The organism is Gloeotrichia echinulata CP02 (assembly GCA_038087035.1).
Taxonomy (GTDB): domain Bacteria; phylum Cyanobacteriota; class Cyanobacteriia; order Cyanobacteriales; family Nostocaceae; genus Gloeotrichia; species Gloeotrichia echinulata.
In genome coordinates this window covers 3632163-3647417 of record CP051187.1, presented here as the reverse complement: position 1 = coordinate 3647417, position 15255 = coordinate 3632163, and the positions used below count along the sequence as shown (strand labels likewise).

The window sequence follows — 15255 nt, the reverse complement described above, 5'->3', positions numbered from 1 at the left end:
TAACGCACCGAGATTTTCGTTTCGGTGCGTTAGGACTAAAGTCCATAACGCACCCTACTGCTAACCAAACACAAACAATTAATAAGGTGTAGACCAAGTACGCACTTCGCCTAAAGTCACCGGAATAATATCGCTAACATCAATTGTAAACCGGAATAACTTCTTAGCGCGGCGGCTATTTTCTGGGTCGAAGAATTTCAATTTCACATCCCAACAATCGCTATCTAGGCGACAGAAGGGGCTTTTCTCCACTGTAATACTATCCAATTCCATACCTGTAGCCACGGCTTCGGCGAAGGTGGAAGCAGCTTGAAAAGCATTGGTAGAGGCGAAATTCAACGCCCGATCTTGGGAAGTTGTGCCTAAATTGCGTAAGTCGTAGTAAATCCGGCTGAGGAAACTACCCAAAGTGCGGCGAATAGCATCTTCTTGGGCTTCTGTAGCTTGGGCTTGGACGGTGCGAATAGCTGCATTCACCAAGGTGTTTACCTTCCAGCCATAAAGTCCCCTGGTGTTGTGAACCTCAATTACCGGGACGACTTGACCAGAAAATAATTTGACGCTGCGTCCAGATAAAACACCAGGAATACTCACTCTCTCTACATAATCATTGCTATCTTCTGCTTGAATTTGTCCAGATAGTAATTCTTGTAAAATAGAATAGACATCTCTGGCAAAAGCGCCCCCTGGTTCAATGGCATAAATGGGGGTTAATTCTAAATTTAATGTCCAGATTAAAGACTTGGCTTCCGAAAGATTATCTCCTAAATAATCCACTATCTGCCGGGCATCATAAGGGTTAGCGGGAACTGATGTACCCTCAATTTCAATTCCCGGCATTAATTGCTTAAAGGAGTCCCGTCTGGCTTCACTACCAAAATCATAACCCAGTGTACCCAAAGCATATACTAAATTGGCTTGGGCTAGGTCGCTTGGTGCTTGGCTGGCGGTGATGTAATTTGCTGCACGATTTGGCATAACTGTAGGTCTGGGGGTTGGTTGTTGGGGAAATGATGGGAATGATGGGATAGTTGCAGTGGCTGTGGATGCTGCAGCAATTATTTCTGGAGTTTCGGTGGTTTCACTAATTGCTAATTCTGCGGTGTTGGGTTCGGTGTCACCACAGCCACAACCAGCAGCTTCTACGGATGCTAATTCCTCTGACATGGTTTCTCCTAAAATGTATGTTAAAGCATCAGAAATATTCAGCTTGCCAACCAAACAGCGACCTTGATTATTAGTATCATTTGGTACGCAAGGTATGGCAGTTGATAGCAAGGCTGTTCTGACTTGATGGGGGTCTGGTTTTGCGCCCTTTTGAGCTTGCAAACTCAACAGCAAAGCGGCAACTCCGGCGACAATGGGAGTAGCAAAGCTAGTACCACTGAGGCGTTGTGTTCCCCCTCCCGGTTTTGCGCCTAAAATGTTGTCACCAGGGGCAAGAATGCCTTGATTTTGGTAATTTTCGCCCCAGTTACTAAAGTCTATGGGGTTTCCCTCGTTATCCATTGCACCCACCGCCAAAACATTAGCTAAGGCGGCGGGAACGTGCAAGCATTCGCAACCATCGTTACCCGCAGCGGCGACAATTAAAACATTGTTGTCTTTGCACAGTTGGACAGCCTTATCTAGCCAAATTTCTGATTCACCATTATCGGTGAGTTGTCCAGCGCTGACATTGATAATGTGCGCCCCTGCATTCACCGCTTGTTCAATAGCACGGGATAAATCTAGTTGGGAAAGCTTGCGCCCTTCATTGTTAAACACTGGAATGATTAATCCCCGACATTGGGGCGCAATACCTGCAACAGGGGAATCAGGTTGACCAAAAATAATACTAGCAATATGGGTGCCGTGAGCAGACATGGAGCTATAATTGTTAGCTTCACCTTGCACCAGGGTGGGAAGTCGGGTTAAATCAGCACCTGCAAAACAGGGGTGATTTTGGTCAACTAACCCATCAAGTACGGCAATGCAAATGCTGGAATCACCTTGAGTTTCTGCCCATAGTTTTTGTAGTCCTAGTATTTGTGTAATTTTGTGCATTTCAAGCTAGGGCAACCAATATTTGGCAAGCACAAAGATGAACATACAGATAAAAGCATGTCATTTCTGGAGGATTACAGAATTTCTTAATCTTTGTGTAAAGAAAAATAACAAATATTTTCAGCAACCCCTACTTATATGAGAATAGATAACATTCAGATAGCAGCATATTGACAAGACGTGTGTTTTTAAACAATGCTTTAACCAGCCTAATCACGCTGCGCGTTCGTCAAAAGCTTGCACTACATTTCAAAGCAAAAGAATACCATGAAAAAGAGAAACTTGCGCCCCCAACAAGCTGCACCTGTAGCAAGAGAAACCACAGCCACCTCTTTCCAACAGGCTCAGGTGACAGCCTGCACATATTGTGTATTGGCGACGAGAGAATGTACTCCATTTGCAGGAGACGGGGCGGAGTAGTCGCTTCACGGGAGTCTGGGGGTGGTGTGACATGATCGCATGGACAAAACTATAGAGCGATCGCCAAACCTCAGCAGCATTGCACTAACAAAAAGTTTGGTGTGAATTGCGACTGGTGGAATTATTACCCTTCACTAATAACAGTCAAATTCACCAACAAAGTCTTCTTCAATTGTGAAGAAGTTGTCCACAAAACAAGTACAATTACAAAAGGAAAATCTCATGAAAAAGAGAAACTTGCGCCCCCAACAAGCTGCACCTGTAGCAAGAGAAACCACAGCCACCTCTGACCAACAGGGTCAAGTGACACCCCTTTTTGGCTCATGGGAATGGCAAAATGGAAATGAATTTGCTCCTTTTGCGGGTGACGGGGCGGAGTAGTCACCTCAATTCTATCACTCACCTCAAAAAAGGTCAAAAGTCTTTTTCTACATCCCTTGTAGCACAGTTCGCCTCGATGAATTGACCCTAAACCTCTGTCAGTTCGGGGGTTTCGGATACCTGGTACGGGGGGGTGAGAAAAGCGCTCATCACAATATGTTGAGCAAGAGCGATCGCTTTTTCAAAAGTATGACACGAGCGATCGCCAAACCTCAGCAGCATTGCACTAACAAAAAGTTTGGTGTGAATTGCGACTGGTGGAATTATTACCCTTCACTAATAACAGTCAAATTCACCAACAAAGTCTTCTTCAATTGTGAAGAAGTTGTCCACAAAACAAGTACAATTACAAAAGGAAAATCTCATGAAAAAGAGAAACTTGCGCCCCCAACAAGCTGCACCTGTAGCAAGAGAAACCACAGCCACCTCTGACCAACAGGGTCAGGTGACACCCCAATGGCGGCACAACACGAGCGACAGTCCTTTTGCGGGTGACGGGGCGGAGTAGTCACCTCAATTCTATCACTCACCTCAAAAAAGGTCAAAAGTCTTTTTCCACTTCCCTTGTAGCACGGTTCGTCTCGATGAATTGACCTTAAACCTCTGTCAGTTCGGGGGTTTCGGATACCTGGTACGGGGGGGTGAGAAAAGCGATCGCTCTGGCTAACAATACCTTGTTGATAGAGCGATCGCTTTTTCAAAAGTATGACAAAGTGCGATCGCACTAACTAAAAGTTTCTGGTGAATTGCGACTGCTGGAATTATTACCCTTCACTAATAACAGTCTTTTTCACCAACAAAGTCTTCTTTAATTCTGAAGAAGTTGTCCACGAAACAAGTAACATTAACTTTGCAACTGGTAGTAATGTGATAATAATATCCACGTTTGAAAGTTCGAGTTTTTCTAGGCATAATTAAAGGAATAATAATTGATAATGATTGTATCTAATCAAAATCTGAACAATGTAAATCATAATATTCGTTATATTAACGAACATAAACAAGCTTTTGATATTGAATATTTCTATCCTCTAGATATTTTTGAAAGCTTTGTAGAAAAAATTAAAGATTGTGCAATTGAGTGTTCCTGTAAATTGGAACAAGATAAAATTTATGCCGCTCGGTTTAACATATTGTTTCGGGATAACTACCAGCAGCAATTCAATCATGTGCTTAATTTTTTCCGCAAAGTAGAAGCGAGGGCTGATGTGAAGTTTGATTATGGACTAATCGAGCAATTTTTGGGCAATGACTTTGATTTTAGAAAAGTGTCAACAATTTTTACAGGAATAGATTTGCGAAATGAATTTGAAGATTCCCGATTAAAATTCTGGTTTATCATTAAAGACTATCCAGAAAAAGTTGAAACCGCAATTGCTATACATGGCGACAGTCAAGATTTGCGAGCGCTTATAGTTGGCAATTATTTATTAGTCGGTTTTGATTTTTGCTTCAATGGTCGTAGTGATATCAAGCTGTATCCTGAAATTAAGCGACATGAATTTGAACGAGTTGATGTCCAGCTTCAACTAGCAAAAGTTTTATCAACATCGGCTTTAGAATTATTGAAATATTCTTCAAATTTTACGGTTTCTTTGAGCAGAGATAAGCAAGAGAAAACTCTTCATTATCACCCGTTAGACCCGAATAACTTTATCTACAACTTAAGGAATGATATGGCAAAACGAGTTCATAATTTTTATATAAATAAACCAGTAAATCATGTAATTGTGGGTTTTCCTGAGAAAGAGTTAATTAGTGGAGCAATTACAAATTTAAGCTTGTATTACCAAATGAGTTGATTATTTCTCTTTTCACCTCTTGCACAAGGTCAATAATTTTCTCTCTAGAGTCATAGCCAGCCTCAGTCAACGCCTGTTTTAATTCCTGTGCTAATTCCTTTGACGACATGAGATGACGCTGTTGATATTCACTAATATTTTGCGAAAATTCAGTGGTATCAGCTTCTGATTCTGCAAATAAAATAATCACTCGCACTGAACTAGGTACAGTTACTTGAATGGGTTTATCTAAAGATAATTGACCTTCAGCATCGATTTTTCCTGTAGCTTGGATGGCTTTCATAAAAGTTTTTGATTTTATATGATGGAGGACTAGATGACAATTGACATATATATATCTTAACTTAGCTGTGAATCAAGATTGCCTGTAGGGTGTGTTAGGCGCATATTTTCGATATGATTTGTCACCACAGAACTATCCCAGCGCCTAACGCACCGCCAAATCATCTGGTGCGTTACGGCTAATTTTCATTTTCTCTTTGTCTCAAATATTTTCATAGCCGTAACGCACCCTACTCAAGATTGACTACTCAAGATTGACTAATTAGCAGAAGTTACCATATACATCAAAATGCCTAATATTACATCAACAGGAGGAAGTGGATAATCTGTAAAATCAATTGTCACAGTTTGTCCTGTTAATTGCAGAAATCGCCAAGCAGTACCATTGGTGACACTACCATAAATTGGAGAAATAGCTTGATTATTAATTTCATTAAATTTTTGAGCAGCAATCATTTCGGCAATACACTGTCCAATACCTGGATTCAAGTCTGATTTTTTTGCTTCCACAATCATAACTGCTGGTGCTTCAACTTCTAACTGTTCTGGTGAACGACTGAGAACAAAATCACAAACTCCATTCAATCCTAAAGCGGTATCTACAGTAAAATCAGCACCAGAGAATAGACTAATTTTTCGTTGTAAAATCTTGCGGACTTCTACTAAAACCGGACTAATGATTAACTCAGAACGTGCTTTTTCACTTCCTGTGGCTATGGCTAAGGGTAAACTTTCTTCTAAAAAATCTGTCAGAGTAGCACTAGCAGCAATTGGTTCAATTTCTGGCAGAAATCTTTTACCTTCAACGGTATTTATCCCAAAGGTTTGCTTGACTTTCCTGAGAGTAAAATCACTGTAGGACATAGGTAATTATTTCCCATAATTCTGTTAAATTCATATTTCAATTAACCAACTGCAAAACCTGTATATTGTCTCACCAAAGGTTCATGAAATGCTAACACAATATCTTCTTTCGGCACTCCTAATTTAACTAACTCATCTGCTATGCCAATTTCAGTTCCATCATGTTGTATCCAAATTTTATTATCTTTAATATCCAAATGCAAAACACAACCATAAGTACGCCTTCTGTTTTTCCACCCAACATATACCAATTGATAATGGTCATGAACCACATCAGAAATAAATTGTTTTTCGATTTCAGAATTTTCCGAACTTGGTTGAGCATATTCCGTTAACAATTGTTGGATATAACCACGATATTGTTCTAATTTATCCATTTTACAATTACCTCATTTACTGGATCATAAACGATAAGTTTCAGTTGAGAACGTTGCAGCACCATTTGAATAAATGGTAAAGTAAAAAAACTTTGATAAGTACCTAAAGGAACAGCCAAATACAAAACTCGTTCTGGTTCTTTTTCTTCAAGAGCAATCTGATAATTGAAACATTGGCCAACTGCTGTATGAAATTGAGAAATATTGGATGATCCTATAAAACTCTTAATCTCAACTGCTATCTTATTTTCCTCTCTTTCGGCTGCCAAAATCTGATCTGCACCTAAATCAATGTACATTTCAACACCACCGATTTCAATTTCAAGAGGATCATCTGTAATCACCCAACCTTCTTTTTCTAACCCTATCCTAACAGCATCATGAAAAATATCTTTAGCGGACATTAATTTAATTAAAAAATTAGACTTTTCATCCATAATTATAACACAAATTATAACACCCACAAAACCCATGCCAGACCTTACCGATATTCCCGGAATTCCCCAAATTTGGACACGCACAAAAGGCGACCACCGCATTAGAATTGCTATCCTCGACGGTCCAGCAGACTTAGAACGCAGTTGCTTTCAAGGTGCAAATTTTACTCAATTTAAACCCTACTGGGCAGAAGATATCGAACTTAACGAAGAATACTTTTATTATCTCAACTTATATTTAGAATTTAACCAACAACAAAAAGCCAAAAAATCAGACCCAGACCACGATAAAGAAGCAGCGAAAGAAGAACGAGAAGCCTTTTTTGCACCCTTCCCCGCAGCTATTAGGCGACGCATCGAATTATCTAGCCATGCTACGCACATTTCTAGCACTATCTTAGGGCAACACGGCACACCAGCCCCTGGGATTGCACCCCTGTGTACAGCAATTAATATTCCCATTTCTTTCGCTGACGATAATTTCATTTCTCCCGTCAATCTCACCCACGCCATTAACACGGCTTTGCAATGGGGTGCAAATATCATCCATATCGCCGCTTGTCACCCCACCCAAACTGGAGTAGCCCCAGATTTATTTGCCCGTGCTGTGAAACAATGCCAGGATAATAATATTCTAATTGTAGCTCCCGGTGGCAATGATAAAGGTGAATGTTGGTGTATTCCTGCGATTCTCCCTGGTGTCATCACCGTGGGTGCAATCCGCGATGATGGACAGCCGTTTAAATTTAGCAACTACGGGGGAGAGTATCAACATAAAGGTGTCATGGCTAACGGCGAAAATATCTTAGGCGCACAACCGGGAACAGAAGAACCCATCCGCGAAAAAGGGACAAGTTGCGCCGCACCTATTGTTACAGGTATTTCTGCCTTGTTGATGAGTCTGCAATTGCAACGAGGTGAACAACCCAACGCCGAAGCAGTGCGTCAAGCCATTTTAAATAGTGCCATTCCCTGCGACCCTGAAGAAGTAGAAGAACCGGAACGCTGCTTGCTGGGTAAATTAAATATTCCCGGTGCTTATGAGTTAGTCACGGGAGAGGCGTTAACATCTGTTCCTCGTTCCCTGGTTGTATCTGGGAATGCCAGTATAGAGGCAGATCCTCTAATTATATCAGAAGGCAGAGCCTTACAGAAGGCATTCCCAGCCTCTGGCTGGGAACGAGAATCTGGGGTAGCGGTTGCTACTATTGCTGTGAGTGAAACAACTGAAGCCATTACCCCCAGCGCTGCTTCAAAGCTTGTCTACGCCTTGGGTATCATAGGCTACGACTTCGGCAGTGAAGCCAGACGGGATTCCTTTAAACAACTGATGCCAGCGGTAGAAATTGATGGTATAATAGCACCCGCTAATCCTTACGATGCCCGTCAGATTGTCGATTACCTAGAACAAAACCCCGCAGAAGGTAAATCTTTAATCTGGACACTCAACCAGGAATTGACGCCCATTTATGCTATTGAAGCAGTTGGCGGCTTTGCGGCGGATGTTTACGAAACTTTGCAATTATTGTTAGCGGGACAAATTGAACCGGAAGACAGCGAAGATTATATTGAAAGAGTGAGTATTCCCGGTAAGTTAACTGACAGAACCGTGGAACTGTTTTCTGGGGAAGTTGTGCCGGTAATTACATTAATTAACACGCGAGGAATTTACGGCTGGAAAGTTAACAGCTTAGTAGATGCAGCTTTGCAAAGTGTGAGTTCCCAAGCCACGGCTGACGAAACCCAATTACGTAAATCCCTCATCAGCTTTTTGCAAAGGGTATATTATGACCTCAGCAACTTAGGGCAAACTTCCAAAGATCGGGCGCTGAATTTCGCTGCTACTAATGCTTTTCAAGCTGCTTCTAGCTTTGCCGAAGCCGTCGCCAGAGGTATGCAACTTGACAGCATTGAACTAGAAAAAAGTCCCTTCTGTCGCCTTGATAGTGATTGTTGGGATGTGAAACTGAAATTTTTTGACCCCGAAAATGGCCGCAGGGCGAAGAAAGTTTATCAATTTACAATTGATGTCAAAGATAGAATTCCTGTCACCTTGGGGAAAGTGCATTCTTGGTCGGTGCCAAAATAATATAGCAGGTAAAACCCAATACAGTTCAGTTAGGCTCGAATCATATACACTGTAGGGAACATCCAAAATTTTTTTGTTCTAATGACAATTTTATTCGTGCCGTGCCCCTACGACAATTTTCCTTAACTGAACTGTATTGAGGCAAAACCCATCATTTACCATCAAGAAAAATGAGTAAGCAAGATGCCTTTTTGCTTGCGGAAAATACCAAAATGAATACCCGATCTACTGAGTGGATTTTAAGTCATAATGGGAGGTGTAACTGAGGTATTTTTGATGCTGTAAGGGCTGGAAATTGCGGGTCTTGCGTACTTAGCGTGCTAAATTTTTTGAAAAATAAGCTTGAAACACTTGATTGGCTGAGATGACAGCCATTATTTCCTGCGTTTTAGGTCAGATGATTAAGTTTTTGGCTAGAAGCGCCTGTAAGCCTTGATTGTAAAGCAAAGTTATCGACTGTAATTAAAAATTTAGCACGTTAAGTACGCAAGAACCAAATTCGCAAGGTAACTAACTGCAGCTAAAGCTAAAAATTGACGACGATCCATAATTAATTCCTTGTTTTTATTTACAAATATGTTTATCAGTCTCGTTTACATTGGGATTATTATTGAGATAATCATCCAACCAGTTACAACCCCGATTAATTAGCTGCTGAAAATCGAGAGTTTCTGCATTCCAAAGTTCAACAAGTCCATCATCACTGACGGAAACAATTTTTTTCCCATCAGGACTAAAGCTGACATTAAAAAAAGCATAACCATACCCCTCAATAGTTTTAATTTCCTGACCATTTTTTACATTCCAAAGTCGGATTGTGCGGTCATTACTTGCAGATGCAAGAATTTTACCATCAGGACTAAAGCTAAATCTAGTAATTCCGGCAGTATGACCTTTAAAAGTTTTCAGTTCCTGACCGTCTAAACTCCAGAGTTTAATAGTTTTATCCTGACTTGCAGAGCCAATTGTTTGACCATCAGGACTGAAACGAACATTTGTAACATAACTATTATGTCCTCTTAAGGTTTTGATGTTCTTACCCTGCAAATTCCAAAGTTTAATTGTGCCGTCATTATGACCAGAGGTAATTGTCTTGCACGTTGTAATGCTAATCTTACCGATTCTTTAGTGTTAACATCTGCCCAAGTTGCTGATTTCAATTGAATGGCTGCTTTTAAGGCTGCGACTAAAGCATCAAGTTCTTTATTTGAGTTTAATAAACCATTGGAAGAGATACTCAGAAATTTGATTCTCTCCCGTTGTATATCCTTGATCATCATATTTGCCCAAATTCCAGCAACCATCGCTAAAATTATGGCGATCGCTAATATTCTCCCTCCAATCTTAATTCGTCGTTTAGCTTTTTTATTGGCTACGAATAAAACCTCGTTGGCTTCAGCCAAAATTGTTGATGCTTCTGCTTCGGCTTGCAATCGCTTTTGAACATCCCGCTTTTCTAATTCCTGACTAGCGTCTAAAAATCGTCGATCTAAATCGCTTAAACCTTTATCTGTAGCCCAATTACGAGCATCTTGCAAAGTTTGACCACGCAATAAACGCGACTCATCCTGAAAGTTGGAAGTAACCCAAGCATTTAATCCTTGTGCATATGGTCGAATATTTGTCAATACTTTATCCAGCCATGCTTGATTAAATATCTCGGCATAAATGCAATTATAAATTCGCAATTTACCTTGCTGTTTAACAATTAATCCAGTTAGCCGCAATTGCATTTGTTCAGGGCTATCATCTGCGGGTATTTCTCCCTGTTGTAAGATTTGCTGATATAATCCCAACAATCGCCCAGTCTGATTTTCCGCATTTTGTAAAAGGCGATCGCGAATTGTTCGTAAATGCTCAGGCTCATCCTGCGCTTCCCAATTTTGGATGATTTGCGTTTGTACCAATTCCTCGACACACTCCCTTTCCTGATACGCTGGGAATGACTCACCAGAAATACAAATTAATTGACAAAGCTTTTGAGTTAAAAATGGTTGTCCGCCAGTCCACTTTAACACCTCTTCAAGTATCGCTTTTGGTCTGGTAATTTTTCCTTCTAAACCATGAACCAAAGCTGCTACTTCATCTAATTGAAATCCCGTTAATTCGATAGCTCGACCTATATTAAAAGGTGTGCGATTTTTATCAGCAATTAAATTTGAGGGAGTCGCCACCCCCAACAAACAAAAAGTCAGACGCTGATATTCTGGATTATCTGCTCGTTGATTATAACAAGCACGAATAAAGGCGAAAAAATCATCTTTAAAACTGACCCTTAAAATACTGTCAACTTCATCAATAAAGATAATGATTCTTCCGGTAAATTCCGTTAATATTACATCATCAATCAATTCACTCAATCGCTGTTTTGGCGGTAAAAATTCACGTTCTCGCCACCAAGTTCCAAAATTCACTTTTTTGGATAAACCAAAACCCCGCAACAACTCAGAAACAAATCCTCCATACCATTCTGAAGGAGTTACATGGCTACCAATTCTTGTCAAGTCAACAGAAGCACATTTTATTCCTTGTTCTTTAAGCTGTTTCATGATATGTACTCGCAAGCTAGACTTACCCATCTGTCGCGAGTTTAAGACATAACATAAGTCGCCATTTTTTAACCCTTCGTATAGGTCAGAATCAGCTTGACGCACTACATAAGTCGGGTGTTGATATTCTAGGCTACCTCCGAGTTTGTAGTAGTTGAAATATGTCATAATTCTTAATGGTTTAAGTTCAATAGACTAGTTTAAAATTCTACTGCTAAAGGCAAATAAATAGATTAAACTGAGTAATTACACTTTATAGGGTTTCTCTAGAAAAAACATATATTTTGGAATTTACCTGACTTTTTATGACATTTACTAACTTTCTCATGAGAAACTGATTGTTTAGGGTTAACTTTCTTAGTTAAACTACTGATTTTTTAGGTATAGACAGCAATTAAATCAAAGAACATAATCTTAGTTAACGGTCAGTTTACTATCTCACAAAGACAAAGGAAATTTTATGAAAGTTAAAAAACTCGGTTTTGGATTAACAACACTTGCAGTCCTGTCAGTGATTCCGGTTTCAGTTGTAACGATGCCGTTAGTGCTGAACCAGCCGGTATACGCACAAGCAATCTACGGGCTTATTTTTGATAAATGGGCAAGCATGGGTGGTTCTAGAAGCCCAGTTGGTGATCCTAAAACCGATGAACTGCCTGCTGCCAGAGGAGGACGGTACAATGAGTTCCAAAATGGTTTTATTTATTGGCATCCCAACTTGGGCGCACACGCTGTCTACGGACTCATTGGTGTGAAGTGGAACCAACTTGGGCGGGAAAATGGCTTGGGCTATCCCATTACCGATGAGCTTCCTGCTGCTAATGGAGGACGATTCAATGATTTTGAGAATAACGCATCAATTTACTGGCATCCCAGCACTGGTGCTTATGCGGTGTATGGTGATATTCGGACACAATGGGTAAGCATGGGGCGTGAAAGAAGCCGCTTAGGTTATCCAATTTCCGACGAACAATCTAGTGGCTCTGCGGGACAGCGAGTTAGCTATTTTCAAGGAGGCGCAATTTACTGGAATTCAGGTTCGCGCAAGGTTACTGTTACTTACAAATAACGCAACCGTTCACGGGGATAAAGAAAATTGTAGGTTGGGTTGAGGCAATGCGTTACCCAACAAACCCGCCAAATGTTGGGTTAGCCTGTGCTTCGCCCCTGCGGGTCTACGTTCCTCAACCCAACCTACATGGGTCAAGGTTTTTGGCTCTAACTGAACCGTATTGGGTTTTGTGTGAAACATCAGGATGCACTGCATAAAACCGAAAAATCAATCATATAAGTCAATACAAAGCCCACGTAATTGATAGACCTAATTCACCCTATCCACAAATATTCACTTCTACAAAATATTGGAGATATCCCATGTCCTTGATAAAATTACGTCAGAATCGAAGCTTACTTACCAAAGGGTTATTAATTAACATTTTGACTGTTGCTGTTAGTTCGATATTATTAACAAACATTTCCATCAAACAAGGACAAGCAATATGTGCATCACCTTATAGTAATCTTGGTTTTGAACAACAGCCATCGTCTTATTGGAAAACTGAAGGACGTGCAGGTTTCGACATTAATAAAGGATACAGTTTTCAAGGTAGAAATAATGCCTGGATGCGGAATGTTTCTGGTTGGAATGGAATTCGTCAGGAAGTACGTCTCAAGCCAAATTCTAACTATATCTTGGAAGCCTATGTGCGGACATCAGGCAATGTTACAGATGGATACTTCGGGGTTCGCGATACCCAACAGAAAGTTTGGTCTGAACTCAAGTTTGGCACTCTACCACAATATACGAAGCTGACGCTACAGTTCCGAACTGGTAACGCATCAACTTATAACATTTTTACAGGTTTTTGGGCATTAGGACAAGATAGCTGGGTTCAAGTTGATAACTATTCTTTAAGCGGTCCTAGTACAGGATGTTCTGACGAAGGATAATGTTGGTGTGAAAAATCAGGATGCACTGCATAAAACCAAAAAGACAATCATATAAATCAATACAAAGCTATTGACACGGGGTTAACAAACCTCAATTACGCGCTCAACAAATTACTACTACAAAATCTCGGAGTTATGTCATGTCTAAAATTAACTTACGCCAGCGCCACACTCAACATAAATTTCCATTTTCAGCAGGAATGCTTTTAAGCGTCATAGCTACTGGTACGATTCTCCTGACTTCCCATATTTCACCAGCAACAGCACAATCAACAGATAGGGATGCACCAACAACTCTGACAACTAACGTCATTTCTGCAACTGGTTTACATACCGAACCAATGGCTTTTCGGTCATTGACTATACAGAAGAAGAATGGCAATTAGAAGTGCAAACTAGCCGAGAAATAGCTGCTAAAATTCAACCGCAATGAAGATTGTCGTTAATTCAACACCGCTTATTGCTCTATCTTTGATTAATAAATTAGAGATTTTAAATCAGTTATTTGATGAAGTAATTATTCCTGCGGCTGTCTACCAAGAAACAGAGAAATGCTATAACTATAAATGCTCCCGAAAATATTGTTGATATAACTGACAGCGTGGAACTAATTTATCGCCAACCCTCTTAACAAGTCCCATGCTGTATAACTGATATGCTGGCATAGTTGCTATACTAACTGGCTCTGTTGCCGTAACTACTTGCATAAATGCCTCAGCTAGATGAGGATTTAGTTTAAAAGTATTCAGGAACCGCCGTAAATGTTCTTCATAAATTCCCGCATTTGTGGGAGCATTTTGTAATAATTTTTCTAGTGTTTGCCCAAATGCAAGCTGATAGAGTGCCAATCTAACTAAATACGGATGTCCTCCCAGCATAGACATTAATTGCTGCACTTGGGCTTGATTGTAATCAAGTTGGTGACGCTGGGCTAAGTCTTCTATTTGCTCTTGATTGAATTCGGTTAATTCAACTACTAACCCAACATTGAAGGGTGATTGATTTATATCTAATGAACCATAATTTTCTGTGGAATGTACTACAATTAAGCGTAAATTTTCCCAAATTTCAACAGTCTTTGCTTCTTCATGCCAACTCCGCAGCATGGCAAAAAAACCTTGGGAAATTTCAGGATATTGAAAAACTCTATCTACTTCATCTAATGCCAACACTAAATTACTGTTGATTGTAGTTAAAATATTATCTTCAAAATATGTGGTACAATTAATAATACTACCCCTATATTCATCCCAAGATTCATTTAATAATGAAGGTAGTTTTAATTTATAGCTCACATAAGCACAGCACCACCGCAAAAATTTATCTAAATTACTAAACACAGTTGCTTCGGCTTGCAAGAAGTTTAAGCGCACTGTATGGTATCCCTGCTGATTTGAGTGAGCGATAATTCTATCAAGCAGGGATGTTTTACCCATTTGATTAGGGGCTTTAATGCGAATTAAAGAACCGGGTTGGAGAATTGTTTCATAACAGCGTGCGTCAATTAGCCGCTGGATGTAAAATTCCGAATTTAGAGGTACTGAACCTTCTGGATATTCTGGCACAAATTCATTTTTAACAGTGCTAGAATTTTCTGGAATCCAAGATTCTAGGTTTTGTACTTCTTCTGAAAGAGTATTTTTACTGCTCAATTGCGAGCCTTTCATAAAAACGCTGCGACAGCGCTCGACTGCTGCGCGAAAATTAGTTTTATTAACCTCTTCCCCTAATGCTTCTGAAAGTAACTTCCACAGTTTAAAACCGACATCTTGCCTAAGATACTTGGCTGCATAACCTTCATTATTGGCAATTTGATCATAACTTAAACCTTGCCATGAGCCTTTAAGGATGATTATTTCCACATCTTTGAGATGTCTTTCTATCTTGGCGAAGACAGCTGCATCTAAAACTTGCAATCCTTCATCAAAGTTCATTATAGCGGGTTCCATTCAGATGCAGTAAAACATTATATCATATTGCGAGGTGTAGGGGCACGGCACTGCCGTGCCCCTACGGGTATAGTTTTTCACGAGTTAGGACAGTGAACGTAAATAAATA

17 protein-coding genes are annotated in these 15255 nt (G+C 40.1%); 8 read left to right on the top strand and 9 right to left on the bottom strand.

What is annotated here, in order from left to right:
- Positions 1 to 78: 78 nt before the first annotated feature.
- Entirely contained in the window at positions 79 to 2046 is a 1968-nt protein-coding gene (locus tag HEQ19_16015) for a PatA/PatG family cyanobactin maturation protease (GenBank protein ID WYM00790.1), read from the bottom strand.
- A 267-nt stretch (positions 2047 to 2313) separates the two neighbouring features.
- Here HEQ19_16015 and HEQ19_16010 point away from each other — a divergent pair, with 267 nt between their 5' ends.
- Entirely contained in the window at positions 2314 to 2466 is a 153-nt protein-coding gene (locus tag HEQ19_16010; GenBank protein WYM00789.1) for an anacyclamide/piricyclamide family prenylated cyclic peptide, read from the top strand.
- A 222-nt stretch (positions 2467 to 2688) separates the two neighbouring features.
- Positions 2689 to 2847 (top strand): anacyclamide/piricyclamide family prenylated cyclic peptide, encoded by a 159-nt coding sequence (locus HEQ19_16005; GenBank protein WYM00788.1) that lies wholly within the window; start codon positions 2689 to 2691, stop codon positions 2845 to 2847.
- A gap of 87 nt (positions 2848 to 2934) precedes the next feature.
- Here HEQ19_16005 and HEQ19_31090 read toward each other — a convergent pair whose 3' ends face one another.
- Entirely contained in the window at positions 2935 to 3069 is a 135-nt protein-coding gene (locus HEQ19_31090) for a hypothetical protein (GenBank protein WZI66928.1), read from the bottom strand.
- A 142-nt stretch (positions 3070 to 3211) separates the two neighbouring features.
- On the opposite strand from HEQ19_31090, the gene HEQ19_16000 reads away from it, so the two are divergent.
- Entirely contained in the window at positions 3212 to 3355 is a 144-nt protein-coding gene (locus HEQ19_16000) for an anacyclamide/piricyclamide family prenylated cyclic peptide (protein WYM00787.1), read from the top strand.
- A 427-nt stretch (positions 3356 to 3782) separates the two neighbouring features.
- Positions 3783 to 4649 (top strand): LynF/TruF/PatF family peptide O-prenyltransferase, encoded by an 867-nt coding sequence (locus HEQ19_15995; protein WYM00786.1) that lies wholly within the window; start codon positions 3783 to 3785, stop codon positions 4647 to 4649.
- On the opposite strand, the gene HEQ19_15990 is transcribed toward HEQ19_15995, so the two are convergent.
- From HEQ19_15990 to HEQ19_15975, 4 genes are all read right to left on the bottom strand, one after another.
- Positions 4615 to 4932, bottom strand: a complete 318-nt coding sequence (locus tag HEQ19_15990) for a hypothetical protein (GenBank protein WYM00785.1) — start codon at positions 4930 to 4932, stop codon at positions 4615 to 4617. The two genes, HEQ19_15995 and HEQ19_15990, sit on opposite strands and share 35 nt — an antisense overlap.
- 257 nt (positions 4933 to 5189) lie before the next feature.
- Positions 5190 to 5795: a hypothetical protein gene (locus HEQ19_15985; GenBank protein WYM00784.1), complete on the bottom strand. Its 606-nt coding sequence runs from the start codon at positions 5793 to 5795 to the stop codon at positions 5190 to 5192.
- A 41-nt stretch (positions 5796 to 5836) separates the two neighbouring features.
- Entirely contained in the window at positions 5837 to 6172 is a 336-nt protein-coding gene (locus tag HEQ19_15980) for a XisI protein (GenBank protein ID WYM00783.1), read from the bottom strand.
- Entirely contained in the window at positions 6160 to 6576 is a 417-nt protein-coding gene (locus HEQ19_15975) for a XisH family protein (protein ID WYM03445.1), read from the bottom strand. Before HEQ19_15975 ends, HEQ19_15980 begins: the two co-directional genes overlap by 13 nt.
- A gap of 67 nt (positions 6577 to 6643) precedes the next feature.
- Here HEQ19_15975 and HEQ19_15970 point away from each other — a divergent pair, with 67 nt between their 5' ends.
- On the top strand, positions 6644 to 8698 hold the full coding sequence (locus HEQ19_15970; protein ID WYM00782.1) for a PatA/PatG family cyanobactin maturation protease: 2055 nt from the start codon (positions 6644 to 6646) through the stop codon (positions 8696 to 8698).
- A gap of 564 nt (positions 8699 to 9262) precedes the next feature.
- On the opposite strand, the gene HEQ19_31085 is transcribed toward HEQ19_15970, so the two are convergent.
- Both HEQ19_31085 and HEQ19_15965 read right to left on the bottom strand, forming a co-directional pair.
- On the bottom strand, positions 9263 to 9745 hold the full coding sequence (locus tag HEQ19_31085) for a hypothetical protein (protein WZI66927.1): 483 nt from the start codon (positions 9743 to 9745) through the stop codon (positions 9263 to 9265).
- The gene (locus HEQ19_15965; GenBank protein WZI66926.1) at positions 9718 to 11415 is read right to left on the bottom strand and encodes an AAA-like domain-containing protein; all 1698 of its coding nucleotides are present in this window, start codon (positions 11413 to 11415) and stop codon (positions 9718 to 9720) included. The genes HEQ19_31085 and HEQ19_15965 overlap by 28 nt, the downstream gene beginning before the upstream one ends.
- 292 nt (positions 11416 to 11707) lie before the next feature.
- Here HEQ19_15965 and HEQ19_15960 point away from each other — a divergent pair, with 292 nt between their 5' ends.
- From HEQ19_15960 to HEQ19_15950, 3 genes are all read left to right on the top strand, one after another.
- Positions 11708 to 12316, top strand: coding sequence for a hypothetical protein (locus HEQ19_15960; GenBank protein ID WYM00781.1), 609 nt, complete (start codon positions 11708 to 11710; stop codon positions 12314 to 12316).
- 305 nt (positions 12317 to 12621) lie between these two features.
- Positions 12622 to 13197: a hypothetical protein gene (locus tag HEQ19_15955; protein ID WYM00780.1), complete on the top strand. Its 576-nt coding sequence runs from the start codon at positions 12622 to 12624 to the stop codon at positions 13195 to 13197.
- A gap of 140 nt (positions 13198 to 13337) precedes the next feature.
- Positions 13338 to 13583 (top strand): hypothetical protein, encoded by a 246-nt coding sequence (locus HEQ19_15950; GenBank protein ID WYM00779.1) that lies wholly within the window; start codon positions 13338 to 13340, stop codon positions 13581 to 13583.
- Positions 13584 to 13757: 174 nt separating this feature from the next.
- On the opposite strand, the gene HEQ19_15940 is transcribed toward HEQ19_15950, so the two are convergent.
- Positions 13758 to 15131 (bottom strand): AAA-like domain-containing protein, encoded by a 1374-nt coding sequence (locus HEQ19_15940; protein WYM00778.1) that lies wholly within the window; start codon positions 15129 to 15131, stop codon positions 13758 to 13760.
- Positions 15132 to 15255 lie beyond the last annotated feature (124 nt).

What these genes read in the sequence shown, in the direction of transcription:
- HEQ19_16015 (WYM00790.1), bottom strand. Translation starts at nt 2,046, where the DNA reads ATGCACAAAATTACACAAATACTAGGACTACAAAAACTATGGGCAGAA.
- HEQ19_16010 (WYM00789.1), top strand. Translation starts at nt 2,314, where the DNA reads ATGAAAAAGAGAAACTTGCGCCCCCAACAAGCTGCACCTGTAGCAAGA.
- HEQ19_16005 (WYM00788.1), top strand. Translation starts at nt 2,689, where the DNA reads ATGAAAAAGAGAAACTTGCGCCCCCAACAAGCTGCACCTGTAGCAAGA.
- HEQ19_31090 (WZI66928.1), bottom strand. Translation starts at nt 3,069, where the DNA reads ATGCTGCTGAGGTTTGGCGATCGCTCGTGTCATACTTTTGAAAAAGCG.
- HEQ19_16000 (WYM00787.1), top strand. Translation starts at nt 3,212, where the DNA reads ATGAAAAAGAGAAACTTGCGCCCCCAACAAGCTGCACCTGTAGCAAGA.
- HEQ19_15995 (WYM00786.1), top strand. Translation starts at nt 3,783, where the DNA reads ATGATTGTATCTAATCAAAATCTGAACAATGTAAATCATAATATTCGT.
- HEQ19_15990 (WYM00785.1), bottom strand. Translation starts at nt 4,932, where the DNA reads ATGAAAGCCATCCAAGCTACAGGAAAAATCGATGCTGAAGGTCAATTA.
- HEQ19_15985 (WYM00784.1), bottom strand. Translation starts at nt 5,795, where the DNA reads ATGTCCTACAGTGATTTTACTCTCAGGAAAGTCAAGCAAACCTTTGGG.
- HEQ19_15980 (WYM00783.1), bottom strand. Translation starts at nt 6,172, where the DNA reads ATGGATAAATTAGAACAATATCGTGGTTATATCCAACAATTGTTAACG.
- HEQ19_15975 (WYM03445.1), bottom strand. Translation starts at nt 6,576, where the DNA reads ATGTCCGCTAAAGATATTTTTCATGATGCTGTTAGGATAGGGTTAGAA.
- HEQ19_15970 (WYM00782.1), top strand. Translation starts at nt 6,644, where the DNA reads ATGCCAGACCTTACCGATATTCCCGGAATTCCCCAAATTTGGACACGC.
- HEQ19_15965 (WZI66926.1), bottom strand. Translation starts at nt 11,415, where the DNA reads ATGACATATTTCAACTACTACAAACTCGGAGGTAGCCTAGAATATCAA.
- HEQ19_15960 (WYM00781.1), top strand. Translation starts at nt 11,708, where the DNA reads ATGAAAGTTAAAAAACTCGGTTTTGGATTAACAACACTTGCAGTCCTG.
- HEQ19_15955 (WYM00780.1), top strand. Translation starts at nt 12,622, where the DNA reads ATGTCCTTGATAAAATTACGTCAGAATCGAAGCTTACTTACCAAAGGG.
- HEQ19_15950 (WYM00779.1), top strand. Translation starts at nt 13,338, where the DNA reads ATGTCTAAAATTAACTTACGCCAGCGCCACACTCAACATAAATTTCCA.
- HEQ19_15940 (WYM00778.1), bottom strand. Translation starts at nt 15,131, where the DNA reads ATGAACTTTGATGAAGGATTGCAAGTTTTAGATGCAGCTGTCTTCGCC.